The organism is Sorangium sp. So ce836 (assembly GCF_028553905.1).
Lineage (GTDB): Bacteria > Myxococcota_A > Polyangia > Polyangiales > Polyangiaceae > Sorangium > Sorangium cellulosum_D.
Genome location: NZ_CP102233.1, coordinates 3,692,501 through 3,716,530 on the forward strand (window position 1 = coordinate 3,692,501; position 24,030 = coordinate 3,716,530).

Here is a 24,030-nt window from a genome sequence, read left to right on the forward strand (position 1 = left end):
ATCGCGCCCGGAGCTCGGGTGTGAGCAGCGCAACGCAGCGAGACGAGACGCTTCGAGATTCTAGAGCCCGCATGGCGAACGTCATGCGGGCTTTTCTGCTTTGTTCCATCCCGGGTCCGCGGACTGGAGGTGGTTCTGAGCTGCTCGGCCTGCGGCGAGCGGGCCGGGCTGGAGATGGTTCCGAACCCCCCGGCCCGAGGCGAGGGTGTTCGTCGCGCGGCGACGGGGACCCCGCCGAACTCGCCTGAGACTTTTCTGGAGATGGTTCCGAGTCCCCCCGGCCCGAGGCGAGGGTGTTCGTCGCGCGGCGCGGGGGCCCCGCCGAACTCGCCTGAGACTTTTGTCCTCCGGCGGAGCCGGAGGACAAAAGTCTCAGGCTCAGACATCGGCCCTCCCCGCGCCGCGCGACGAACACCCTCGCCTCGGGCCTACCGCCTTGAGAGGGTCGGGTGTGCCGCCTTGGGAGGGTCGGGTGTGCCGCCCTGGGAGGGGCGGACCTACCGCCTTGGGAGGCTCGGGCCTGCGGAACCGCTGCTCTTGGGCACGTAGATGCGCTCGGGGCGGACGCGGAAGCCGGTCACGGGCCAGAACACCTTCTTGTCCTCGAAGACCTTGCCCTCCTGGCGATAGGCCTGCTGGATCTCCTTCTTGAAGAAGTCGGTATCCGAGAAGATCGCGCCGAACCGCTTCTGCAAGATCGCCTTCTCGATGTCGGCGCGAAGATCGGCGCCCGCGGGGCCGCCTTTGATCCCGAGGATGTCCGCGATCGCCATCTCGTGGGCGTAAGAGCGCTTGCCCGCGAGCGTCGCGAGGTGGCCATGCGCAGGGATGAAGACCTCGCCCTCGACCTGGCGGATCTTGTCGAGCAGGTGCTCTCCCGCCTTTGCATCCAGGGACTTCGGAGCATAACGAGAAGGGTCGTAAGCAAGACAGGCGAACTGGACGGCCGCGAGCACGAGGAGGAACGCCTCGACGCGGTGCCGCCGGGGCTCCGAGAGCTCGGCTGCGGCGACGATCGCAGCGTGGACCCCCAGGCCGAAGAGGATCGCGAGGATCGCGAAGCCCGGCATGATGACGTTGGGCCAGCCGCCCGCATGGAGCCGCCCCGCCCAGGAAGCGCCGAGCATCCCCGCGGCCGCAAAGAGATAGAAGTACCGGCCGCTGCGGAAGGAGAGGGCGAAGGCCGAGCCGTGGGCCGCCGGCTCCGCATCGCGACGAGCGTCGCCAGGTGCCGCCGCGCGCGCGTCGCCCGAGGTGAAGACCCGGCGATCGACCATCACATAAAAGAGCGCGAGGAGGCAGCTCACCGAGAGCGGCCGCATCAGATCCTCGAGCCAGAAATCGACCCACATCCGCTCCACCCAGGGGTGCTGCCGCGGGAGCCAGAAGACGAACCACCAGAACCAGCCGTCGTGGATGCGGTCGAGCACGACGACGCTGCCGACCATCATCGCAGCGCCAGACGCAGCGAAGACGAGGCCGCGCCTCCACTCGGTGAGGACGAGGTACGCCGCGACCGGGACGAAGATGACCGACGCCGACTGCTTGGTGAGCAGGGCCAGCGTGAAGAGCGCCGCGGCGGCCACGGCAGAGCTCGTGGAGCGGCCGAACCGCGCGACGTAGAGCGCCGCGAGCAGCAGCAGCACGAACAGCGAATCGACCCGCGCGATGTCGAAGAAGCCGGCGGAGAGCGGGTACGCGGCAGCGTAGACGCCGGCCGCGAGCAGGGCGACGTGCTTGCCGCCGGTCTCGCGGTGGACGATGCGCGCGATGAGCGCGATCCCCGCGATCGAGGCGAGGTACGAGACAAGCCGCGCCGAGAAGAAGCCGACGCCGAGCACCTTCGAGAACGCGGCCGCAACATAGAAATAGAGCGGCGCGTACAGGAAAGGGACGTACTCGACCGTGGGCTTGACGTAGAGCTTCTGCCCGGCGAGCGCGCGGCGGACCTCGTCCACGAGGCCGCCCTCCATCCACTCGATCTCGAACGGAAAGCGAAGGTGGATGATCCCGAGCACGAGGTAGGTGCCGATCGCACCCGCCGCAGCCAGCGCGACGACCACGCGCAGGAACACGACGGCGAAGCGCGGGAGGCGCTCGAGCCACGGCAGGACGCGCGCACGGAGGCTTTCGGCGCGCGCGCCCCAAGGCGTTGGGGCGGCCAGCGCCGTGGGCGTGCCAGCGCGCTGCGGCTCGTCAGGCGCGGGCTCGGGCGCTACGTCAGGGGAGGTCTGGGTCATCGAGGGGCCGAACGGCTGAAGCAGGGGCGACAGAGGGCCGGCGCGGCCCGCTCGGAGGGCCAGGGCGGCCCGCGCGGCAAGAGATCGCGCGCGAGAAGACCCCAAACGGCAACGGGGTGTCAATGCTCTACCACGCGGCGTGGGCCGCCGCAGATCCAGCGCGGACGAGGGTGGACGCAGGCTCGTTTGCAGGCTGCCAGAGGACTCCCCTCCATCCAGCGCTCCGGTTTCCCGCCGAAAATCCCCGCGATCCAGAGAGCGCGTGTGCGCTCACCCGCCCTCGTCTCCCAGGGCCCGCCCAGGACCGCCGCGCCCGCTGCGCGATGCCTCGGCGCGCGGCGAAGCACGTTACCGACGCTCGGCGAGGGTGTGAGGCACTCTGGAGCCAAGGCGTGGCGGCCCGCCCCACACCGCACGACGCACCCCGCACCAGCGCTCGAAGGGCCCTGCTCGCCCGGTGGCATGCCCGCTGCACCAGGTTCGCCCAGGAGAGCTGAAGCCATGGAAATTCCGGTGAGGAAAGACATGTTCGCCGAGCCTGAAAATAACGGCTGGGTGCGCACCCTGGCCAGGTTGGGATTTGCGGCCAAGGGGCTCGTCTATGTGCTGATCGGCGCCCTCTCGCTCCAGGCAGCCTTCGGCGCCGGCGGGCGCACCGCCGGCGGGCACGAGGCGGTCGGGGTCCTCGGCGAACAGCCGTTCGGGCAAGCGCTGCTGATCGTCGTGGGGATCGGGCTCGTCGGATATGCGCTGTGGCGCGAGGTCCTCGCGCTCAAGGACCCGGGCCACGTGGGCCGCGACGCGAAGGGGAAGGCCGAGCGCGTGGGCTGGGCCGTGAGCGGCGCGATCTCGGCGGGCCTCGCGATCACGGCCTTCCAGCTCGCGCTCGGCCGCGGCGGCGGCGGCGACGGGTCTCGGACCTGGGTCGGCAAGGTGATGGAGCAGCCGTTCGGGGGCGTGCTGGTCGGCATCGCGGGGCTCGTGGTGATCGCCGTCGCCGTCCAGCAGCTCCGCAAGGCGATGAAATCCCGCTTCGCGCGGGACCTCAGCACGCAAGGCATGAGTCCCCCCGAGCGCACGTGGGTCTTCCGCATGGCCCGGGTCGGGCTCGTCTCCCGCGGGGTGGTCTTCGGGATCATCGGCGCGGCGCTGATCAAGGCCGCGATCGCCCATGATCCGGGGCAATCGAAGGGCGTCGGCGAGGCGCTCTCGACCGTGGCCGCGTCGCCCTTCGGGCCCATGCTGCTCGTGCTCGTCGCCGCCGGCCTGTGCGCCTACGGCGTGTACATGTTCTTTTGCACGAAGTACTCGAAGCTGGCACACCCCGCCGCATGACGCGGGCGCGCGGCTCGGCCGGGCTGAACAGGCCCGCTCACGAGCCGGCGCCGCGAGGGAGATCGCGCCATGACCACCGAGGTCTCCAGGCTCTACGTCCTGCTCTGTGGGTACGAGATCCTCGAGAAGACGGTCTCGACGCGCGATCGCGGGGGGCGCTTCATCCTCGCCGAGCCGGTGTCGGCCTATCTGCTCGAGACCGCGCGGGGGCTCGTGCTCGTCGATACGGGGCTGAACAGCGCGATCGTCCACGACCCGGCGCTCCGCGAAGAGCACTATACGAAGCAGGGGATTCGCCCGCCGGTCATCCTCCCGGAGCACGAGCTCGCCTGTCAGCTCGACCGGATCGGGGTGCGCCCCGCCGACGTGAACCACGTCATCCTCACGCACATGCACCTGGACCACGCCGGGAACCTCGCGATGTTCCAGGACGCGCGCGTCTCCGTGCAGCGGCGAGAGCACGCCTATGCCTTCGGCCCGGACCACGGGCCCGCCTGGTTCGAGCGCGACTACGACCTGCCCGGCCTGCGCTGGGACCTCGTCGAGGGAGACTGGGAGGCGATGCCGGGCGTGGAGGTCGTGCTGACGCGCGGGCACACGCCCGGCCATCAGTCCGTGGTGGTCGAGCTGAGGGACACCGGCACCGTCGTCCTCGTCGGCGACGCGGGCGACCTCGCCGAGAACTTCACCGAGGAGATCCTCCCCGGCGACAGCGTGGACGACGAGGCCGCGCTCGCCAGCATCCGCCGCCTCAAGCAGATCGCGCGAGAGCGCCGCGGCGCGCTCCTCCTCGGCCACGATCCGGCGCTCGTCCAGGCGCTGCGGCTCGCGCCGGCGTGCTACACGTGACGCCGGCGCTTCCCGCGATCCGGCTCGTCTGATAGCATCGCGTCCGACCGCGGCGCCGGCCGCACTGGAGCGCGACGTGAACTGCCCGAAATGCACCGCCTCGATGGATGTCGTCACCTTCGGCGGGATCGATGTCGACCGATGCACCGCGTGCGGCGGAATCTGGTTCGACAGCCGTGAGAAGGAGTCGCTCAAGGCGATGGACGGCTCGCAGCAGATCGACACCGGCGACCCCGCGGTCGGGCGGAAGAACAACCAGATCCGGCGCGTGCCGTGCCCCCGCTGCACGACGCCGATGGTGCGCATGGTCGACCCGCAGCAGCCGCACATCTGGTACGAGAGCTGTAGCGTGTGCGGCGGCGTCTACTTCGATGCCGGCGAGTTCCGCGACTACAAGGAGCACACGGTGGGCGACTTCTTCCGCGGCCTGTTCGCGCGGCCGCGCAGCTGACGGCGCGCGGCCGCGCGGCTGACGTCGCGCCGCGGACACGGCGCCTCAGCCCGGCGGGCCGGGCTCGGCGATCTCCGCGCTCGAGCCCCGCGCCGCGGCCTCGGGGTAGGTCGCCACGAGCTCGCCGGCGCGGAAGACCCAGAGCGTGCCGGGCGTCGCCTTGCTCCAGAGCTCGTCGCGCGTGAGCGGCTCGGTGGCCACCACGGCCATGCGCGCGTCGGGCCCGAGGCCGTGGACATCGTTGAAATTCACCTTGAGGTCGGCGTCCACGAGCGTGGCCTCGCCGAACGGGGCGCGGCGGAGGATGCAGGACAGGTGGTCGCCGCAGCGGGCGAACAGGTGCTCGCCGTCCGCGAGCAGGAAGTTGAACACGCCGTCGCTGCCGAGCTCGTTTCCCAGCTCGTAGAGCATCTTCCCCAGCTCCCGCCCGTCGCTCGGGTACTGCGCGCCGTAGGCGGCCCGGAGCTCCTCGAGGATGACGCAGAAGGCATGCTCGCTGTCGGTGTCCCCGATGGGCGTCTCGAGGCGGAGCTGCCGATCCCGGACGTTGGGCAAGGTGCCGTTGTGGGCGAACACGATGTGCCGCCGGTGGAGCACCCGCATGAAAGGGTGCGTGTTCTTCAAGGCCGCCCCGCCGCGCGTCATCTTGCGCACGTGCGCGATGGCGAGGGCCGTGTGGATCGGGTTCTCGCGGATGAACCGCGCGAGCGGGCTCGAGAACGCCGGGTGAGGCTCGAGGAACGTCCGCGCGAAGAGCCCATCATAGAGCGATACGCCCCAGCCGTCCGCGTGCGGCCCCGTCTGCCCGCCGCGGAGCGCGAGCCCCGTGAACGAGAACACGATGTCCGTCGGCACGTTCGAGACCGTGCCAAGGAGCTCACACATGGCGAATATCCTCTCGTTTCAAACGCGCATCGTCAACGATCATGAGCCCGGTGACCCCGCCGCCCGCGGACACGTTGCTCAGCGCGGAGGCCGAGAGCCGCACCATGGCGCCCTCCATGCGGCCGGCGAACACGAAGGGGCCAAGGTCGAAGTAGACGTCCTCCTCGACCACGCCGCCGTCGCGGAACGTCGGCATGCGCGCCGTGCGCGCGCGGCCGCGCTCCTGCACGATCGCGCGCTGCGCCTCGGCGTCGCGGACAGCCGCTCTCCACGCGTCCGCAGGCGTCTGCCACCCGAGCAGCACGCCTTTGCCCCCGTAATCGTCGTTCGGCTTCAGCACGAAGCTCTCCTGCTCGGCGGCGATGAGCTCGAGGAGGTCCACGTCGCGCCCGCGCCACGAGGTCCGGCCCGCCCGCACCCGGCGCGTCCAGGGGATGTGCTCCGCGATGGCCGCGCGCTGCTCGGGCGAGAACAGATCGGCGAACTCGGGGGCGCTCAGCACCGCGAACGCCGCCTTCTTGTTGAGCGGCTTGGTCCGGAACGAGTTCGCCACGTACGCCGCGCGGTCGCGGTAGGCGCGGATGAGCGGGTGATCCACGCCGCGCCGCGCGACGAGCTCCTGCGTGATGACGCGCCGGTAGACGAGATCGATCGGCTCCCCGCCGGCCGAGAGGCGGTCTCCGTCGCGCTCTAGCTCGTCCGGGTCGAGGATCCGCGTCCGGTGCCCCTCGGCCGAGAACAGGTCGGAGAGCGCCTTGAACTCGGCCAAGGTGTCGGCGGCCTTCCAGTCGACGATGGCGATCGTGGGCCTCGGCTCGCGCCCGCCCCACGCGGCGTACCCCTCGCGCAGGGCGCGCAGGAGCGCCCGGTGCGGCGCGGGCGTGCGCACGCCTTGCAGGCCCCGGAGCGGCGAGAGGTGGGGGAGATCCATCAACGTCCGCTCGATGAGGAGCTGGTCGGTGATGCCAGCGGGGGAGTCGGCGTTGTATTCGATGAACGAGAAGCCGCCCTCGGCGACGAGCATGTCGAGCCGGCCGACCGTGAGGAACGGCCCCTCGCCCGGATCGAGGGCCGCGAGGGCGCGCTCGTCCGCGGAGAGCCCCAGCTCCTCGGCGAGGGCGGCGTCGACGAGCGCCCGCCGCGCGACGCGCTCGAGCGCGGCGGCGATCCGCTCGGCGGCGCGCGCGACCGCGGCGTAGTCCTGCTCCGCGATGAGGTAGGGCCTGAGGTGGCGGCACAGCGCGCGGTCGCCGTGCGTGAGCCCGAGCCTCCGCTGGCCCTCGAGGAACGACGCGAACCGCGCCGCGTCCATCGCCCCCGGCGCGGAGAGCCGCGCGTCGATCTGCGCTGCGAGCGAGCTCGTGGCGTCCCGGCTCATGGCGACCTCACGTCGAGCCGGCGCCCGGGAGCGCCCAGGCGTGCACGGGGTTGCCGGAGTCGACCTCGGCCATGTACCGCTCGAGCATCCGCCGGAGCGCCTCCTCGCGCGACGGCGCGCGCGGCTCCAGGGCCGAAAGCGCGCGGAGCTGCCACACGGCCCCGGTGACGCCCCTGGCGACCCGCGCCTCGAAGATCTGCAGGTAGCGGCGGGCCTCCGCGCCGTCGACCCCCGCGGTCACGAGGCCCTCCTCGACCCGCGGCAGGAGCGAGAGGAGGAGATCGCGCGCGCGGACGCCCTTCGGCGCGGCGCCCGGCCCCTCCGGCCAGACCAGCTCGGCGTCGAGGCCGTGCTGCGCGGCGTGGTAGAAGTTCCGCGCGGCGAGCCCGAAGGGGAACGACGGCAGGAGCTCTCCGACGGTCGGCGCGAGGGCGAGGATGCCCCCGAGCAGGAAGCACCCGTTCGCGAGCATGTCGTCGAGCGTGGGCCCGGACGGCATGGCGCGCAGCTCGATGCGCAGGTGACCGCCGCCGGCCGGGTCGTACACCGGTCGATTCCACTTCCAGACGGTGCCGTGGTGCAGGCGGAGCTCGTGCAGCTGGGGCACGCCGCCGGCCCGCGCGCACGCGATGACGTCCTCGTCGCTGCACACGGGGAGGATGGGCTCGTGCAGCGCGACGCTCTCCATGAAGAGCTCCGCCGCGCCGTCGCGCACCCAGCCGGTCCCGAAGCCGATGCGGGCGGGCTTCTTCCAGTCCGTCTCGGTCTCCGGCGGGCGGTCGTCGCCGGCCTGCTTGAACACCGCCACCCGCGTCTCGTGCCACAGCCGGTGTCCGAGGAAGGTGGGAGAGTTGCCCGCGGCCGCGAGGACGGGCGCGGTCATCATCATGGCCGCGTTGAACAGCCGCGCGAACGCGTCGGGCGAGGCCCGGAGGTGGACCTGAAAGGCCGTGTTCGCCGCCTCCATCGCGGGATCGTCCGACATCAGCTCGAGCGGCTCGGCGCCGTCGATCCGGATGTGGAACGGCGCCTTGCGCAGCCGGCAGAGCCCCGCGGCGAGCGCGCGGTACCGGGGCAGGTTCGTGATCGTCGCGGGGCTGAAGTCCTGCCGCCGGAAGGTCGGCAGGATGCTGACCGGGACCACGCGCGCCCCCCGCGCCGCGGCGCGCGCGCGGATCGCCTCGACGGTCGCGCGCATCTGCTCGCGCAGGGCCGACAGCGGCCGGCCGGCGAGCGGCACCGCCTGCGTGCTGAGCTCGATGTCGAAGGCGCCCATCTCCGGCGTGATCATCGGGCTCGCCGCCGCGCGCGCGATCTCGGGCCCGAGCGGCACGGGGCGCGCCTCCCGGTCGACGAGGAACAGCTCGAGCTCCGCGCCGATCGTCGCGTCGCCGAGGCCGAACCCCGGCCGGCTGAGCACCATCTCGAGCGCGGTGAGGTTCTGCTGGAGGCGCGCCTTGAAGAGCCCGTAATCGACGGTCTTGAAATGGTCTTGCTGGATCTCGATGCCCAAGGGACCTCCCGCTGCGACCTCGGCGAGAGCCGATCCACGATTCTCCACGTTCCAGCCGTGGGCTGGAGAGACGTCCGCCGCCGGGATCGCGATGTTCCCGGACCCCACGCAATGCAAGCGCAGGGCCAGGCGCTGGCGATCTCGGCGTGAAGGACGCCGGAGATGGGCTGTCCGATGGCGTCGAGCTCGATCGGTGTGGCGCAGGTGCGGTCTGTGGCGAAACGCACCGCGAGGCGCTGCTCGGCCGCGCCGTTCAGCGGCGATCGCGCGGGCGGCGGATCACCGGTCGACGTGCGGCACGCGCTCGACCACGCATTGCCCCGCCTTGCAGCGGGCGACCGAGTCCTCCTTCGGCGCCATGCACTTGGCGACCGGGCAGCTCTCGGCCGCGCAGCGCTCGGCGCGCCACTGCTGGAGCGCGGCGAGCGCATCGCGGTGGTACGCTTGGTCGCACGGCGGGCACAGCTGGTCGCAGCACTGTCCGACCCGCGCGCAGGAGACCACACAGTCGGCGTCCGCCTCGCACCGGGGCTCGGTCGTCGCCGCGCTGCTGCCGTCGCCCGGCGCGGCGCTGCTGCCGTCGCCCGCCGGGGCGCCGGTCCCGGCGGCGGGGTCCTGCATCCGAGGCGCGGCGTCGACCGGCGGCGGGGCCTGCGCCGGGGCCTCCTTGTGACAGCCGGCGAGACCGGCGAGACCGACGACGAGCACGAGCGGGCGCGAGAGCGACGAGATGTTCATGCGGGCCATCATGCCACGAGCGCGTCGCGCGCCGTTCCAGCAAAACACGCTGTCCGAGGGGGACGCGGGGACGCCGCGGAGTTGATAGCTCGGATCGAGGTGCTTCAGCGTCGCGTCGACGCCGCGCCCGGAAATGCGCGTCGATGCGATCGCGCAGGACGAGGCTAGCCACCCTGACGAACGCGCGCGCCCCCCTGTCCGCGGCGTCAGGAGGGGTGATTGCGACATTGGAGCGCCGACTAGAACTCAACCATCAGCCCCACCGCCGGGTAAATGATGAAGCTGTCGAGATCCACCGCGACCACCCGCTCCCCGAGCACGGAGAGCTCGCCGCCCGTGAAGATCTCCGCGAGCGTGAGCTCGATGCCCAGGAACACGTGCTTGTAGCCGAACGCGACGCCGGCCTGACCGCCCAGGTACAGCCCGACGCCGGAGAGCGCGGCGATCTCGCGCTCGCCCGGGTATCCGGTGAAGGCGGGCAGGTCCGCGGTGAGGGCGGCGTCGAACGTCGTGAGCATGAGGCGAGGGCCGCCCCAGACCCGGTACCACGTGCCCGCCGTCCCGACCTGGATCGGCAGATCGATCTGCCACCGCGTGAAGTCCTCGAGCTCCACGATGCCGAGGACGCTCGCGACAGGAAGCCCGAAGACGTAACGCCCGACGCCGGCGCCGACCGTCAGGTCGACGCCGTCCTTGTCGCGCTTCAGGGGCTGGTAGCGGGTGCCCAGGCGAAGCGCGCTGCCGGTATAGCGGAGGTTCAGCTCCCAGCGGTCGAGCGCGGTGTAGCCGATCCCGAGGTGCGGCGTCACCGAGGGCGGGTTCAGCGTGAGCGCGCCGCCCGCCTCGAAGAGCGTCTGCCGCTCGCGCTCGGACAGCTCCCGGGACTCCGCGACGTCCGCCAGCACGACGCCGGCGTCGATGAGCGAGGCGATGGTGCCGGTCGGAATCGAGACGTCGAGCCCGAGCTCGGCCTGGACATGGCCCTTGTCGGCCACGTGGGCCGGCTGGAACGTCGAGAGGGCTGGAGCGCAACCGCACGTCCAGAGGCAGAGAGACGCGAGGGCGAGCAGGCGCATGGCGCTCCCACGCTACCATGCGCCGCCGGGCAGGAGAGCCCGCGCCCGCCGGATGGCTCCGGCCGCGCGCTCGGCCGGGCGGGATCAGTCCCGCCCCTTCTTCACGCCGATGTCCTCGTAGGGGTTCGGCCTGCCCTCGCCCTCGCCGCGCGGATCCGGTACTGCTCGCCCCGCTCCGGTTCGCGCATGCTCCCGTCGCCCAGGCCGCCCACCGTCGCCCAGCGCCTCGCGCGCGCCCTCGAGGTGCTCGTGCCGGCGCTCGACATCGTCGGGGCGCGCGTCGACGAGGGCGCGCCGCCGGCCTGGTGCGAGGCGCGGGGCTGGACGGGCTTCCTCCTCTCGCTCACGGACGCCGATCTCGCCCGCTGCGAGGGCGACGGGCTCGCCGCGTGCATCGCCGGGCTCGGCGGCGCGCCGGCGAGCCTCGCGGCCCTGGCGCGCGCCGCGGACGAGGCCGCGAGGCTGCCGCGGCGGCCGGTCCAGCCGCTCCCGCCGGCGTCGCTGGACGAGCTCCGGGCGGTGCCGGCGCGCAAGCGGCTCCAGCTCGAGGCGCTGCTCGGCGCGGTGGCGCCCATGGCCGCCCGCGCCCGCCGCCTCGTCGACGTGGGCGCGGGGCACGGGCACTTCACCCGCCTCGCCGCCGCGCGCTTCGACCGCGACGCGCTCGGCCTCGAGCGCGAGCCCGACCGCGTCGCGACGGCCTCGGCGCTGGCCGCCGGCGGCCGGGCCCGCTTCGTCGCGTTCGACGCCTTCCAGGAGGCGCTCGCGTTCGCGCCGGACGACCTGCCGGTCGGCCTGCACGCGTGCGGGGAGCTCGGGGATCGCATGGTGATCGCGGCGGCGGCGGCGCGCTGCGACCTCGCGCTCGTCTCGTGCTGCTTGCAGAAGATCGGCGCGCCGGCGCGCGCCCCGCTGTCGGCGGCGGCGAGGGCGGCGGGGCTGGTCCTCCGGCGCGAGGCGCTGGGCCTCACCAACCTCACGGCGCGGCGCGCGGGGGTCGAGGCCAGCCTGGACGAGGAGCTCGCGGCGCGCGAGCGGCGGCACGCGCTGCTCTCGCTGCTCCGCGGCCGCGGGCTCGACGTCGCCCTCGGCGAGGAGATGCGCGGGATCAACCGGCGGCGCGCGCACGGCGGGCTGCGCGAGCTCGCGGCGCGGGCGCTCGCGCTGCGGGGCCTCCCGCCGGCGACCGACGCCGAGCTCCGCGAGCGCGAGCGCGCGGCGCGCGCGGCGTTCGGCCGGATGCGCCGGCTCACGCTGCCGCGCTCTCTCCTGGCCCGCCTCACCGAGGTCGCGGTCTCGCTCGACCGCGCGATGGCCCTCGGCGAGCAGGGGCACGAGGTCGAGGCGGCGATCGTCTTCGACCCCGAGGTGACGCCGCGGAACGTCGCCGTCTTCGCGAGCGCGCGGCCGGGAGGGCTCGGCGGCTGAGGCCGCGGCGCCTGGCCGGCGGCGAGCGGCGAGCGGGGCGCCCGCGGCCGGGCGCGGCTCCCTGGCCGGCCCGCGCGATGGACCGCCCGCCAGCATCGTTGCGGATCGGGTGCTCCCCTGGAAGCAGCGTGGCGCGCAGGAGCGCTGATTTCAGGGATAACCGGCGAATGGCATGTCCGGTGCACATCGGCGTGCCATGGATAGACGTCAGTTCTTGGGGGGCGCAGCGGCGGCGGTGTCCGGAGCGCTCCTCGCAGGCAGGGCCCGTGCTGCTGGGCCCAGTGTGATCCGCGTCGGCGTGCCGGGCGTGGGCGTGGGCAATCGCCCCGTCACGGGGGGCAGCTTCTTCTCCCTCTTGCACCTTCAGGGCAGCCTCGCCGAGGAGTTCAAGAAGGACGGCATCGAGGTGAAGTGGAACTTCTTCCGCGGCGCCGGTCCGGCCGTGAACGAGGCGGTGGCGAACAACCTGCTCGACATCTGGACGCACGGCCACCTCCCCTCGGTGGTGGGCCGGGCGAGCGGCCTCCGGACGCGGCTCCTGGGCAGCGCCAGCCGGCGCGGCCACGCCTATCTGGTGGTGCCCTCCGACTCGCCGATCAACGGGGTCAAGGATCTGCGCGGCAAGAAGGTGGCCTACGCCAAGGGCACGGCGACGCAGCTGTCCGCGAACCGGATCCTCGAGGGTCACGGGCTGACCGAGAAGGACATTCGCTCCATCAACATGGACACGTCCACGTCGAAGGCGGCGCTGGCCACGAAGGACATCGACGCGGCGTTCGGCGGCACGGACTTTCTTTCGCTGCGCGATCAGGGCATCGCGAAGATCGTGTACACGACGAAGGGCGACTCGCCGACCTACCCGAGCAACTCGGGCATCATCGCGCGGGAGGACTTCATCAACGAGCACCCCGAGATCGTGCAGCGCATCATCACGCTGGCGGTGAAGTCGTCGGCGTGGGTCGCGGACGAGAAGAACCGCAATCAGGTCTTCCAGCTGTGGTCGAAGTCGGGCACGCCCTACGCGAACTACAAGGAAGCGCAGCAGGGCGAGGACATGAAGCAGAACGCAAGCCCGCTGCTCGACGAGTACGTCATCGCCCGGTACAAGTCGGCGGTCGCCGACTCGAAGAAGTTCGGCCTGATCCGGAACACCTTCGACGTCGAGCCCTGGACCGATCGGCGGTTCCTGAACCGGGCGCTGAAGGACCTCGGCCTGGAGCGCTTCTGGGCGGAGTGGGACGCGAACGGCAAGGCGAAGGGGTGACCGCGCGCGGGCCGCGCGCTGCGGTCCGCGCCCGCGCAGGCGCAGCTCCCGGGCGGGAGCGTCGCGCCGCCGGAGCCGAGAGGCGATCGAGCGCTCCCCCCTGGCGGGGCGAGAACCCTAGTTCCCGAGCGGCGGGAAGCGCTCGTCGAGCCAGCCGCGGATCGCCGCGTACGCGGTTGGCGCGTTGATCTGCAGGTTCAGATCGTGCCCCGCGTTGGGCACGACGACGATCTCCAGCTCCGCGGCCGGCGCGTAGGCGGCCGGCTCCAGCGTGGTCCCGCTGAACAGGGTGCCGCACGGCGCGATCCCGCAGAATATCGTGTCGTGCCGTCCCACGACGGTGAGCACCGGCGCGTCGACCTGCAGGCTCGTGAGCGCGGTGCCGACCAGCGCGAACTCGGCGAGCTCGCCGGACGTGCCGAGCCCCTTGGTCGCTTCGTCCAGGGCGATCACCGCCGGATCCGCGTTCGGGAGGTAATAGAACGTCGAACCGCGGGTGCCCGGCCGCGTCGTCAGATAGCCGAGGTCGAGGCCGGAGCCCGCGAAGCTCGGGTCGAGCGCGGCCGGATGGGCGTTCAGGAGCAGCTGCGGCAAGCCCGGGCCGTAGGTGTGCAAGAACCCCGTGACCACGACGCCGTCCACGTCGTGGTACGTCGCGGCCTGCTGGACCGAAATGATGGATCCCAGCGAGTGGCCGACGAGCACCACCCGGCTCCATGCGTGCCCGAGCTCGCCGCTCCGGAGCGCCTCCGCGAGCTGATGATGGACGTAAGCCTGCGCGGTCGCTGTGACCTGAAGGGAGGGCGGGCGGTCGCTGTCTCCGGTGCCGATGCGGTCGAAGTTCAGCGTGGCGTAGCCCGCCGCGTTGGCGTAGCGCACGAACGAGTAGCGCTCCGGCTGGTACGGGAAATCCCAGTACACGCTCGAGTACGTGGTGCCGTGCACGGTGAGCAGCACCGTGTCCCGCGGGCTGTCCTGCGGCACGCAGAGCTCGGCGGCGACCTCGTAGTCCGCCGGCGCCCCAGGAGCGAGCGCGATCGCGTACCGGAAGGTCGTGCAGACCGGCAAGAGGACGGATGCGAGATGCGCCATGTCCGTGATTTCTGAGTACTACATCTCCGGGCGCGCGGGAAGCCCGCAGCGGCGACGGGGGCGCCCGCGGAGCGCCTGCGCCGGTGCGGGCAGCGAACCTTCCGAACCTGTGGGTCACGAGGACCCGCAGGCCCATGTGGCTCGCCACCGGGGTCCGATCGCGCGCAGCGAGCGTGTGCTCGTAAAACTGCTCGATCGAGCCACGCGGCTCCGCCTGTTCGGTTTTCATGGATGGAAACCGGATTGCCATGCATGCGCATTGACGGTCATCGGACCCAGGCCGATAGTGACGGCATGAAGATCGGACGCGGGATTCATGCGCTGTGCGCTGCATGGATGGCAACGGGCGCGCTCTTGGGATGCGGAGACGACCAGCCTGGAGAGAACGACCCGTCCAGGAGCTGCGCCGGGCTCGCGGGGATGCGCTTGACGGCGGCTCAGATTGGCTTGCCCACGAGCGGCGCGAACGTCGTGTCGGCGGTGGAGGTCCCAGCGCGCACCGACGGGCAGGTCACGGAGCCGGCGCATTGCTTCGTCTCCGCAGAGGTGTTCCCCGTCGATCCGAAGGCACCGCCCATCCTCCTGGCGGTAGCCCTGCCGACTCCGTGGAACGAGAAGGCGCTGTGGCTCGGTGGCGGCGGCTTCGACGGCGTCATCCCCGACGTCACGGGCAACTCGCTCAACGCGCTCGCACCGGCGCCGCTCGCGCGCGGGTACGCCGTGTTCGCGAGCGATGGTGGACACCAATCGACGGCCGCCTCGCCCGGCGCGGACGCCTCCGCGCTCGTCAACGAGGAGGCTTATCGCAACTGGCTCTCCGACGCCCCCAAGAAGGTGCGTGACGTGGCGGGCCAAATCATCCGGGCGTATTACGGGATCGACGCGGCGCGCTTCTACGCGGTGGGGAGCTCGACGGGCGGACGCGAGGCGCTCTTCGCGGCGGCGCGCTCTCCGGCCGACTGGGACGGGGCGCTCGTGCTGTACCCGGCGCGCAACGTGACGAATGTGATGCTCGGCCTCACCGCGATGCTGGAGGCGTTGTCGGCGCCAGGGGCGTTCCCGGACGCGGCGAAGCGCAAGCTCGTATGGGAGGCGGTGCTGGCCGAATGCGATGCCCTCGATGGTCTGGCCGACGGTGTGGTCGGCGACGTCGTGCGCTGCAATGAGCAGTTCGACGTGACGGCGCTGCGGTGTGAAGGCGGTGCGGACGCCGGCGACGCGTGCCTGTCCGACGCGCAGATTCAGGCCTTCGAGGCCATCGACGCGCCGGTACGCCTGGCGTCGCCGCTCGCGAGCGGCGACACCGAGCTCGCTGGTTACAACGTGTACTCGGCTGCACAGGGCGTCGGGACCGATTCGCCGCTCGAGCCGCACGTGCAGGCCGTCGACCTTGGCTCGCGCGCACCGAGCTTCCCCGTCGATCCGCTCACCAATTCGTTCGCGGCGGCCCTCGTCGACAGCTTCATGCGCCACGTCGTCGTCGGCGACCAGTCGTTCGACTACCGGACCTTCGACGCGCGGACGTTCGGCCCCTATGCCGCGCGCGTGCAGCAGCTGTCCGCGCTCGACGTGGGCGACGCCGAGTTGGGCGGCTTCGCCGCGCGGGGCGGGAAGCTCCTGCTGCTTCATGGCACGGGCGACATGCTGACGAGCCCGCGGACGACGGAGCGCTACGTGGAGGCGTTGCAAGCGTCGCTCGGCGCGGGGGCCACCGACGCGATGCTGCGCTACTACGAGGTGCCGGGGTTCCAGCACGCCGCCAGCACCGTCTTCCACGTGTCGTGGGACGGCCTCGGCGCGCTCGAGAGGTGGGTCGAGACCGGCAAGGACCCTGGCGACGACGAGGTCGTCACGGACCTCGCCGGCGTGCCGGGGCGCACTCGACCGCTCTGCAGGTATCCGACCTTCGCGAGATATCGCGGGACGGGAGATCCGAACGACGCCGCGTCGTTCGAGTGCGCGGCGCCGTGAGCCGCGCGTAGGAGCTAGTTGCCCGCCGTGTGGGCGATCGCAAAGATGAGGTTCCGCTCGAGGCGAATCCCCTGCGGCGTGCGCCACGCCTCGAGCTCCCTGGCGAGCCGGTCGCGCACCTCGCGCTTCTCCTCGGAGGTGAGGTGGGAGAGGTGGTTGCCGAACGAGCCCGACCCGCTCTGCCGCAAGATCTCGTCGACGTCGGCGGCGTGGTCGACGAAGGTGCGGATCTCCACCGTGTCCACGATGAACCCCGTGCGCTGGAGCAGCTCCCGGACCTCGTCGACCGTCAGCTTGTGCGGGATCGTGCCCTGCGCCTCTTTCCCGAGGTCCGCCAGCACCTTGCGCTGGATCGGGTCGAGCTGATGCGGCTTCTCCCGCGATCCGGTGCTGAACCCGATCTTGCCGCCCGGCTTGAGCACGCGCGCCGCCTCGCGCAGCGCGCGCTCCTTCTGGCCCTGGTCCAGCCAGTGAAGGACGCTGTTCAGGTACACCACGTCGAAGCTGTGCGCGGCGAAGGCGGAGAGGTCCTCGGCGCGCCCGACCGCGGTCGCGAGGTTGTCGCGCGTCTTCTGCCGGGCGATGTCCACGCGCAGGGGCAGGGGATCGATCGCCACCACGCTGCCTTCGGAGCCGACGATCTCCGCGACGTACGCGGCCAGGCGGCCCGTCCCCGCGCCCACGTCGAGCACGCGCTGGCCCCGCCGCACGCCGAGCGCCGCGACGAGGAGCTTGCCGTGGTTGAACTGTCGGTGGCTGCCGGTCTCGTAGGCCTGAGCGAGCTCCGGGGTGTCGAGCGTGAGACGGATGCTGGTGGTCATGCGGGCTCCCAGGCAGAAGCCGTGCCGGGCTACCGACCACGCGCGGTCCGCGCATCCCCACCACCTCACCTCCGGTTCGCCGCCTCCCGGCCACCGCTGCTGCTGCCCGGCGAGCACGGCTGCTGGCCTGCTGTTGCGCCGCGGCCAGAGCAGCCTCCGGCGATCGACGGGCCCCAGGGCCGCCGCCCCGCCCGGCGCGCCCGTCGGCGGCACAGGCCGTGCTATCGCGCGACCCGATGGAGAAGCGACGGATCGGATCGCTCGAGGTGTCGGTCGTGGGCCTCGGGTGCAACAACTTCGGCGGCCGCATCGACGAGCAGAGGACGGCGGCGGTCGTCGACGCGGCGCTCGACGCCGGCATCAACTTCTTCGACACGGCGGACGTCTACGGCGGCACGCGCAGCGAGGAGCTGCTCGGCCGGGCGCTCGGCAGCCGGCGGAGCTCGGTGATCATCGCGACGAAGTTCGGCGTCCGGCTCGACGACGAGCGCAAGGGCGGCGCGCGGCCGGCCTACGTCCGCCGCGCGGTGGAGGACAGCCTGCGCCGGCTGGGCACCGACTGGATCGACCTCTACCAGCTGCACCGCCCCGACCCCGAGACGCCGATCGAGGACACGCTGGAGGCGCTCGACGCCCTGGTGCGCGCCGGCAAGGTGCGCGAGATCGGCAGCTCGAACTTCTCGGCCGCGCAGATCCGCGGCGCCGAGGAGGCGGTCCGCCCGGGCGGAGCGCGCTTCGTGAGCGTCCAGAACGAGTACAGCCTGCTCCAGCGCGAGCCCGAGCGGGACGTGCTGGCGGAGAGCAAGCGCTGCGGCATCGCGTTCTTGCCGTATTTCCCGCTGGCGAGCGGGCTTCTCTCCGGGAAGTACCAGGCCGATGGCGCGGCGCCCGCCGGCGCCCGGCTCTCGGCGCCGGACGCGCCGCTGACCGCGCGCTTCCTGACCGACCGGAACCGGCAGATCGCCGCCGCGCTCGGCGCCCACGCGGCGTCCCGGGGCCGCACCCTGCTGGAGCTGGCCTTCTCGTGGCTCGCCAGCCGCCCGGCGGTGGCCTCCGTGATCGCCGGCGCGACGACGCCGGAGCAGGTGCGCGCGAACGCCGCCGCCGCGGGCTTCCGGCTGACCGACGCCGACCTGCACGAGATCGATCGGCTGGCGCCGCCGCCGGCCGCCGCTCCGGGCGCGTGACCGCGCCGCCCGCCGCGCCGGCGCCTCGCAGGCCCCCCGGGGCGAGCCGCTGCTGGAGCAGCACCCGATGCGCATCCGCTGCTGCTCCAGCAGCACCTCGCCCTGCAAGGACGCGTCGCTGAACACGAGAAAGCGCGGAGATCATGGAACTATTCGCCCTGCCTCCCGCCTTCGGCTGCCGGTCCGACCACCGCCGGCGACGCAGGTGAGGAGCGCGGCCGGCCCGTGGCACGCCTCGTGCGTGTCGGGCCGCCCCATGGCAGTTTCGTCATCAGCGGTGCGTGTGCAGGCTTCCGTCGAGCAGCTCCGGTCCGGCGGCATGGTGATCCTCGTGGACGACGAGGAGCGCGAGGACGAGGGCGATCTCGTCGTCCTGGCGGAGCACGCGACGCCGGCGGCCATCAACTTCATGGCGACCCACGGCCGGGGGCTCATCTGCCTGGCGCTCACGGAGGAGCAGGTGGACCGCCTCGGGCTGCCGCTCATGGCGACCCGGGCCGGCGCCCGCCGCTCGACGGCGTTCACGGTGAGCATCGAGGCGCGCGAGGGCGTCTCGACCGGCATCAGCGCCCGCGACCGGGCGCGCACCGTCGCGGCCGCCATCGCCCGGGACGCGTCGCCGCGCGACCTCGTGTCGCCGGGGCACGTCTTCCCGCTCCGCGCGCGCCGCGGCGGGGTGCTCGAGCGCGAAGGCCACACCGAGGGCGCGGTCGACCTCGCGCGGCTCGCCGGGGCGAACCCGGCGGCCGTCATCTGCGAGATCATGAACGACGACGGGACGATGGCGCGCCGGCGGGACCTCGCGCGCTTCGGGGCGCGGCACGGGCTGCCGATCGTCACCATCGGGGACGTCATCCGCCACCGGGTGCAGCGCGAGGACGTCGCCGCGCGCGTCCGGACCGCCCCGTTCCACCCCGCGGGCCTGAGCGGCGAGTGGCGGGCGCACACGTTCCAGCTGCGCCAGGGCCGGCAGCTGCTCCTCCTGACGCACGGCGCGCCGCCGCCCGCGGACGGCCGCGCCGTCGTGTACACCCACCGCGCGGCGCTCGTCTCGGACCTCCTCGGCGACGCGGACCTGTTCGGCGCCCTGCGGGACATCGAGGCCGCGGGCGCGGGCGCGGTGGTCTACATCCCGCCCTCGGCCGACCCCGGCGCCGAGCCCACCGCGGGGCTCGACCTCGCCGTCGCCGCCCGCGAGCTCGTGGAGCTCGGATACCGCCGCGTGGCGCTGCTCGACTCGAGGGCGCCCCGGCCCGCCGCGCCGAAGCGCGAGATCGACCTCGAGACCGGCGATCCGCCGGTCTCGGTCGATGCCCCCGGCGCGCCGCTCCCGCGGCGCGGGCGCGCGGCCGACGGGCTCTCCGGCGTCCCCGTCCTGCAGCCCTGAGAGGGCACGCTGGGCGCGTCGTACGGCGCGCGGGCGCTCAGGGAGCGGGGGTGAAGGCGACGGTGAGCGTGTAGGGGCCTCCGCCGATCGGCATGTAGGTGTCGACGATGACGAACACGGGCTCGCCGCCGGTGACATCGATCGCGAGCGTCTCGTCGTCGCCGCGGCCTCCGTCGTCGGCGCACTCGAGCTCGGAGCCGAAGTCCGCGCAGCTCTCGCGCACGTAGAAGCCCAGGTCGGCCTCGGCGGACAGCGTCAGCGTGAGCGTGCCGTCGCTCGGCGGCGTGAACCTGTGGATCGCCTCCGGCAGGTCCCATCCGAGGCAGCTGCCTTCGAACGCCGCCGTGCCGGCCGCCGTGCTGCCCGCGTTCTCGCCGATGACGAGCTCGGCCGCGTCCTCGCACAGCGCGTCGGGCTCGTAGGCGCACGTGGCGGAGCATCCATCGCCGCTCGTCGTGTTGCCGTCGTCGCACGCCTCGGTCGAGTCGACGGTCCCGTCGCCGCAGACGATCGGCGTGAAGCTGACGTTCAGCGTGTAGGGACCGGCCTCCCCCGGCTCGTAGGCGTCGACGACGATCGGCACGGTCTGGCCGTCGCGCACGTAGATCTCGATCCGCTCTTCGTCGGGCAGACCGTGGTAGGGGGAGCTCTCGTCGGAGCAGCCGATCTCGGAGCGCATGTCCGCGCACGCGCTGCGGGCGTAGACGCTGTGATCGGTCGGAGACTCGAGCTCGACCACGAGCATGCCCGACTGCCCGGTGGGCGGCGTGAACAGGTGGATCTCTTCCGGTCCGTGCCCGGTGTTGCCGAGGAAGCAGGTCCCTTCCAGCCCGCTCGTGCTCCCCGACGTGTCGCCGTGGATCGTCGTCGCGACGATGGGTGTCGCGCTCGCGCAGGCGGCCTCGGCGATCGGGGTGCAGGTCGCGGCGCAGTCGGTGTCCGCGCAGTCGTAGGACCCGTCCCCGTCGTCGTCCTCGTAGTTCGTGCAATCCGTCTCGCCGAGCGTGCAGACGCCGCTCAGGGGGTCGCACACGCCGCGCGAGGGGCACTGCGCGTTCGAGGTGCACCTCGGGACGCAGGCCCGGATGCCGCCGCCGACGTCCTCGCAGGCATACCCGTCGCGGCACTCTGACGACGCGCTGCAGAGCGCCACACACGCGCCCTCGCCTTCGAAGAGATCGAGACAGACCCCGCCGTCGCACTCTCCGCCCGGCGTTGGCTCGGCCGCGGGATCACACAGGGTCGAGCAGAGCCCAGACGGATATCCGAATTCCTCCTCGGAGAGGCAGATGCCCTCGGTGCACTCAGCGTCCATCGCGCAGGCCTCGTACAGCGTGCCCGCCGGCCCGCCGCCGGTGCCGGTGGGCTCGCCGCCGGCGCCGCCGGTGCCGGTGGGCTCTGCGCCGCCGGCGCCGCCGGCGCCGCCGGCGCCGCCGGTGCCGGTGGGCTCTGCGCCGCCGGCGCCGCCGGTGCCGGTGGGCTCGCCGCCGGCGCCGCCGGTGCCGGTGGGCTCGCCGCCGGCGCCGCCGGTGCCGGTGGGCTCGCCGCCGGCGCCGCCGGTGCCGGTGGGCTCGCCGCCGGCGCCGCCGGTGCCGGTGGGCTCTGCGCCGCCGGCGCCGCCGGTGCCGGTGGGCTCTGCGCCGCCGGCGCCGCCGGTGCCGGTGGGCTCTGCGCCGCCGGCGCCGCCGGTGCCGGTGGGCTCTGCGCCGCCGGCGCCGCCGGTGCCGGTGGGCTCTGCGCCGCCGGCGCCGCCGGTGCCGGTGGGCTCTGCGCCGCCGCCACCGCCGGTGCCGGTGGGCTCTGCGCCGCCGCCACCGCCGGTGCCAGTTCCGGTGCTCGTGGCGTCGACGCCGCCGGCACCGCCAGCGCCGCCGGAGCCGCCATTGCCGCCGGCGCCGCCCTGGCCGTCATCGTCTCCGCATCCTGCGGCTGCCGACAGCGCCAGCACGAAAATACCTGCAACGAGTCGTACGTTCATCCATCTGCTCCAACGCAAGAGAGAGCCGTCATAACGCGGGTAAGCCTGACTCCACGGCGCAGCGTGATGACATCTTCGGCGCAACCGCTCCGCCTCGATGAACGCGTGGTCAGCGAATTTTCATTGACTTAACCGGTTGTGTTAACGTTAACATGCGGGTAAACATCCTGGCAACCCGAAGCGCTTCGACAAGGAGGGCCGATGTCCGTTTCTTGTCCCGGAGGAAATTTATGATCGGAAGAGTCAAGGGCGCAGCGCTGCTCGCCGCGCTCGCCGCAGCGGCGCTGACGCTGGCCGCGTGCGATCGCGGCGGCGGCGGCGAGCCCGGCGGCAAGGAGCTGCGGGTCTGGCACTACGAGGCTCCCGACAGCGCCATGGGCGTGGCCTGGAAAGAGGCCATCAAGGAGTTCGAGGCCACCCATCCGGGCGTGAAGGTCAAGCTCGAGGAGAAGGGCTTCGAGCAGATCCAGAAGACCGCGCCCATGATCCTGAACTCCAGCAGCGCCCCCGACGTCATGGAGTACAACAAGGGCAACGCGACCGCCGGGCTGCTGTCCAAGCAGGGCTTGCTCCAGGACCTCACCCCCGAGGCCACGAAGCGCGGCTGGGACAAGCGGATCGGCCCGGGCGCGCAGGTCGTCGCCAAGTACGACGACAGGGGCATCATGGGCGGCGACAAGTGGTACGGCGTGCCCAACTACGCCGAGTACACGCTGGTCTACTACAACAAGGACCTGTTCAAGAAACACGACGTCGCGGTCCCGACCACGTTCGACGAGCTCACCAAGGCGATGGACGCGTTCGTCGCCAAGGGCGTCACCCCGCTGGCCAACGCCGGCGCCGAGTACATGGCGCAGCAGTACGTCTACCAGCTCGCGCTGGACAAGGCCGACCCGCCGTGGGTGAGCGCGTTCCAGCGCTACACCGGCAAGACCGACTTCACCGACCCGGCCTGGACGCACGGTGCGACCACGTTCGCCGACTGGGTGACCAAGGGCTACATCGCCAAGAGCTCGGTCAGCACCAAGGCCGAGGACGCCGGGGTGGGCTTCATGAGCGGCAAGTTCCCGATGATGTTCTCCGGGACCTGGTGGTTCGGGCGCGTGGCCAAGGAGGCCAAATTCGACTGGGATACCTTCGTGTGGCCCGGCGCCAAGATGACCCTCGGCTCGGGCGGCAACCTGTGGGTCGTCCCCGCGGGGGCGAAGAACAAGCAGCTGGCCTACGACTTCATCGACATCACGCTGAAGAAGAAGATCCAGGACATCCTCGGCAACGCCGGCGGCGTCCCGGTGGCGGCCGACAGCGCGGCCATCACCGAGCCCAGGGCCAAGAAGCTCATCGACGGCTTCAACTCCCTCGCCCAGTCGAGCGGCCTCGCGTACTACCCGGACTGGCCGGTCCCGGGCTTCTACGACCAGTGGGTCTCGCACACCCAGAAGCTCATGAACGGCGATTCGCCGCAGTCGGTGCTCGGCGGCATCCAGAAGAGCTACGACAGCGGGCTGCCCAGGTGACGTCACGCAGCGCGACAGGGCGTGACGGGCTCGCCTACGTGCCCTACCTGATCCCCGGACTGCTGCTGTTCGCCGCGGTCATCGGGGCGCCGTTCCTGATGAATCTCGGGACCAGCTTCACCGAGTGGGCCGGCGTCGGCACCCCGAGGTGGGTGGGGCTGGACAACTACCGGGAGCTGGCGACGGACGGCGAGTTCTGGGCGTCGTTCCGTCACAATGTCCTGGTCATCGTCGGGATGGCGATCCTCCCGACGATGATCGGGCTCGTGCTGGCCTCCGCCCTGACCGACCTGATCGACCGGCACTTCGGCCCGCGCGCCGCCAGCGTCCTGCGCGCCTGCATCTACCTGCCGCAGGTCCTGCCGATCGTCATCGCGGGCATCGTCTGGAGCTGGCTGCTCGCCCCCGAGAACGGCGCGGTGAACAGCCTCTTGGACGCGATCGGGCTCGGCGCGCTCGCGCACGACTGGCTCGGCGATCCCGCCACCGCGCTGTGGAGCGTCATGGGGGTCATGGTCTGGATCCAGATCGGATTCCCCCTCGTGATCTTCATGTCCGGGCTCCAGCGCGTGGACCCCTCGCTGTACGAGGCGGCCGAGATCGACGGGGCCTCGTGGGCGCAGCGCTTCTGGCACGTCACGATCCCGCAGATCAAGCCCGAGATCTTCGTGGTGCTGCTGTGGACGACGATCGCGGCGCTCAAGGCGTTCCCGCACATCTTCGTGCTCACCAGGGGCGGCCCAGGAGGCGCGACGAACGTGCCGTCCTACTACTCCTACGTCCATTTCTTCGAGAAGACCGACGTCGGCTACGGCTCGGCGATCGCCACCGTGCTGACGCTGATCATCCTCGCGCTCACCATCACCTTCCTGCGGCTGCAGGGCCGTGAGCTGGGGGAAGAGCCGTGACCGCGACGCTGG

19 protein-coding genes are annotated in these 24,030 nt (G+C 72.1%); 10 read left to right on the forward strand and 9 right to left on the reverse strand.

Annotated features, from left to right (window positions below; translation table 11 throughout):
• Nucleotides 1-497: 497 nt before the first annotated feature.
• A complete protein-coding gene (locus NQZ70_RS13680) occupies nucleotides 498-2,240 on the reverse strand; it encodes a glycosyltransferase family 39 protein (protein ID WP_129574603.1) in 1,743 nt (580 codons plus the stop codon).
• A gap of 501 nt (nucleotides 2,241-2,741) precedes the next feature.
• Between NQZ70_RS13680 and NQZ70_RS13685 the strand changes: the two genes are divergently transcribed.
• From NQZ70_RS13685 to NQZ70_RS13695, 3 genes are all read left to right on the forward strand, one after another.
• Nucleotides 2,742-3,575, forward strand: coding sequence for a DUF1206 domain-containing protein (locus NQZ70_RS13685; RefSeq protein WP_165373946.1), 834 nt, complete (start codon nucleotides 2,742-2,744; stop codon nucleotides 3,573-3,575).
• 69 nt (nucleotides 3,576-3,644) lie between these two features.
• Nucleotides 3,645-4,424, forward strand: coding sequence for an N-acyl homoserine lactonase family protein (locus tag NQZ70_RS13690; RefSeq protein WP_129574605.1), 780 nt, complete (start codon nucleotides 3,645-3,647; stop codon nucleotides 4,422-4,424).
• A 76-nt stretch (nucleotides 4,425-4,500) separates the two neighbouring features.
• Nucleotides 4,501-4,875 (forward strand): zf-TFIIB domain-containing protein, encoded by a 375-nt coding sequence (locus NQZ70_RS13695; RefSeq protein WP_129574606.1) that lies wholly within the window; start codon nucleotides 4,501-4,503, stop codon nucleotides 4,873-4,875.
• Nucleotides 4,876-4,920: 45 nt separating this feature from the next.
• Here NQZ70_RS13695 and NQZ70_RS13700 read toward each other — a convergent pair whose 3' ends face one another.
• The 5 genes from NQZ70_RS13700 to NQZ70_RS13720 all read right to left on the reverse strand — a co-directional run bounded on the left by NQZ70_RS13700 (nucleotide 4,921) and on the right by NQZ70_RS13720 (nucleotide 10,465).
• On the reverse strand, nucleotides 4,921-5,760 hold the full coding sequence (locus tag NQZ70_RS13700; RefSeq protein WP_129574607.1) for a class II glutamine amidotransferase: 840 nt from the start codon (nucleotides 5,758-5,760) through the stop codon (nucleotides 4,921-4,923).
• On the reverse strand, nucleotides 5,753-7,138 hold the full coding sequence (locus NQZ70_RS13705; RefSeq protein WP_129574608.1) for a hypothetical protein: 1,386 nt from the start codon (nucleotides 7,136-7,138) through the stop codon (nucleotides 5,753-5,755). The genes NQZ70_RS13700 and NQZ70_RS13705 overlap by 8 nt, the downstream gene beginning before the upstream one ends.
• A 7-nt stretch (nucleotides 7,139-7,145) precedes the next feature.
• Nucleotides 7,146-8,651, reverse strand: a complete 1,506-nt coding sequence (locus NQZ70_RS13710; RefSeq protein WP_129574609.1) for a glutamate-cysteine ligase family protein — start codon at nucleotides 8,649-8,651, stop codon at nucleotides 7,146-7,148.
• Nucleotides 8,652-8,930: 279 nt separating this feature from the next.
• Nucleotides 8,931-9,389 carry a hypothetical protein gene (locus NQZ70_RS13715; RefSeq protein ID WP_237245288.1) on the reverse strand — a complete coding sequence of 153 codons (459 nt, stop codon included), beginning with the start codon at nucleotides 9,387-9,389 and terminating at the stop codon, nucleotides 8,931-8,933.
• Nucleotides 9,390-9,628: 239 nt separating this feature from the next.
• A complete protein-coding gene (locus NQZ70_RS13720) occupies nucleotides 9,629-10,465 on the reverse strand; it encodes a hypothetical protein (protein WP_129574610.1) in 837 nt (278 codons plus the stop codon).
• A 186-nt stretch (nucleotides 10,466-10,651) separates the two neighbouring features.
• Here NQZ70_RS13720 and NQZ70_RS13725 point away from each other — a divergent pair, with 186 nt between their 5' ends.
• The gene (locus NQZ70_RS13725; protein WP_129574611.1) at nucleotides 10,652-11,893 is read left to right on the forward strand and encodes a methyltransferase; all 1,242 of its coding nucleotides are present in this window, start codon (nucleotides 10,652-10,654) and stop codon (nucleotides 11,891-11,893) included.
• A gap of 283 nt (nucleotides 11,894-12,176) precedes the next feature.
• Complete coding sequence (locus NQZ70_RS13730) at nucleotides 12,177-13,157, forward strand: ABC transporter substrate-binding protein (RefSeq protein WP_129574612.1); 981 nt, start codon at nucleotides 12,177-12,179, stop codon at nucleotides 13,155-13,157.
• 117 nt (nucleotides 13,158-13,274) lie between these two features.
• On the opposite strand, the gene NQZ70_RS13735 is transcribed toward NQZ70_RS13730, so the two are convergent.
• Complete coding sequence (locus NQZ70_RS13735) at nucleotides 13,275-14,249, reverse strand: alpha/beta hydrolase (protein ID WP_129574613.1); 975 nt, start codon at nucleotides 14,247-14,249, stop codon at nucleotides 13,275-13,277.
• Between the two features lie 231 nt (nucleotides 14,250-14,480).
• On the opposite strand from NQZ70_RS13735, the gene NQZ70_RS13740 reads away from it, so the two are divergent.
• Nucleotides 14,481-16,220, forward strand: coding sequence for a tannase/feruloyl esterase family alpha/beta hydrolase (locus NQZ70_RS13740; RefSeq protein ID WP_237245289.1), 1,740 nt, complete (start codon nucleotides 14,481-14,483; stop codon nucleotides 16,218-16,220).
• A 14-nt stretch (nucleotides 16,221-16,234) separates the two neighbouring features.
• On the opposite strand, the gene NQZ70_RS13745 is transcribed toward NQZ70_RS13740, so the two are convergent.
• Entirely contained in the window at nucleotides 16,235-17,041 is an 807-nt protein-coding gene (locus tag NQZ70_RS13745; protein WP_129574614.1) for a class I SAM-dependent methyltransferase, read from the reverse strand.
• Nucleotides 17,042-17,277: 236 nt separating this feature from the next.
• On the opposite strand from NQZ70_RS13745, the gene NQZ70_RS13750 reads away from it, so the two are divergent.
• Together NQZ70_RS13750 and ribB are read left to right on the forward strand one after the other, a co-directional pair.
• Nucleotides 17,278-18,228 carry an aldo/keto reductase gene (locus tag NQZ70_RS13750; protein WP_129574615.1) on the forward strand — a complete coding sequence of 317 codons (951 nt, stop codon included), beginning with the start codon at nucleotides 17,278-17,280 and terminating at the stop codon, nucleotides 18,226-18,228.
• A 283-nt stretch (nucleotides 18,229-18,511) separates the two neighbouring features.
• The gene (ribB, locus tag NQZ70_RS13755) at nucleotides 18,512-19,615 is read left to right on the forward strand and encodes a 3,4-dihydroxy-2-butanone-4-phosphate synthase (RefSeq protein ID WP_129581336.1); all 1,104 of its coding nucleotides are present in this window, start codon (nucleotides 18,512-18,514) and stop codon (nucleotides 19,613-19,615) included.
• Between the two features lie 37 nt (nucleotides 19,616-19,652).
• On the opposite strand, the gene NQZ70_RS13760 is transcribed toward ribB, so the two are convergent.
• A complete protein-coding gene (locus tag NQZ70_RS13760; protein WP_129574616.1) occupies nucleotides 19,653-21,593 on the reverse strand; it encodes a DUF4215 domain-containing protein in 1,941 nt (646 codons plus the stop codon).
• A 230-nt stretch (nucleotides 21,594-21,823) separates the two neighbouring features.
• Here NQZ70_RS13760 and NQZ70_RS13765 point away from each other — a divergent pair, with 230 nt between their 5' ends.
• Nucleotides 21,824-23,110, forward strand: coding sequence for an ABC transporter substrate-binding protein (locus NQZ70_RS13765; RefSeq protein WP_129574617.1), 1,287 nt, complete (start codon nucleotides 21,824-21,826; stop codon nucleotides 23,108-23,110).
• The gene (locus NQZ70_RS13770) at nucleotides 23,107-24,018 is read left to right on the forward strand and encodes a carbohydrate ABC transporter permease (protein WP_129574618.1); all 912 of its coding nucleotides are present in this window, start codon (nucleotides 23,107-23,109) and stop codon (nucleotides 24,016-24,018) included. Before NQZ70_RS13765 ends, NQZ70_RS13770 begins: the two co-directional genes overlap by 4 nt.
• Nucleotides 24,019-24,030: the final 12 nt, after the last annotated feature.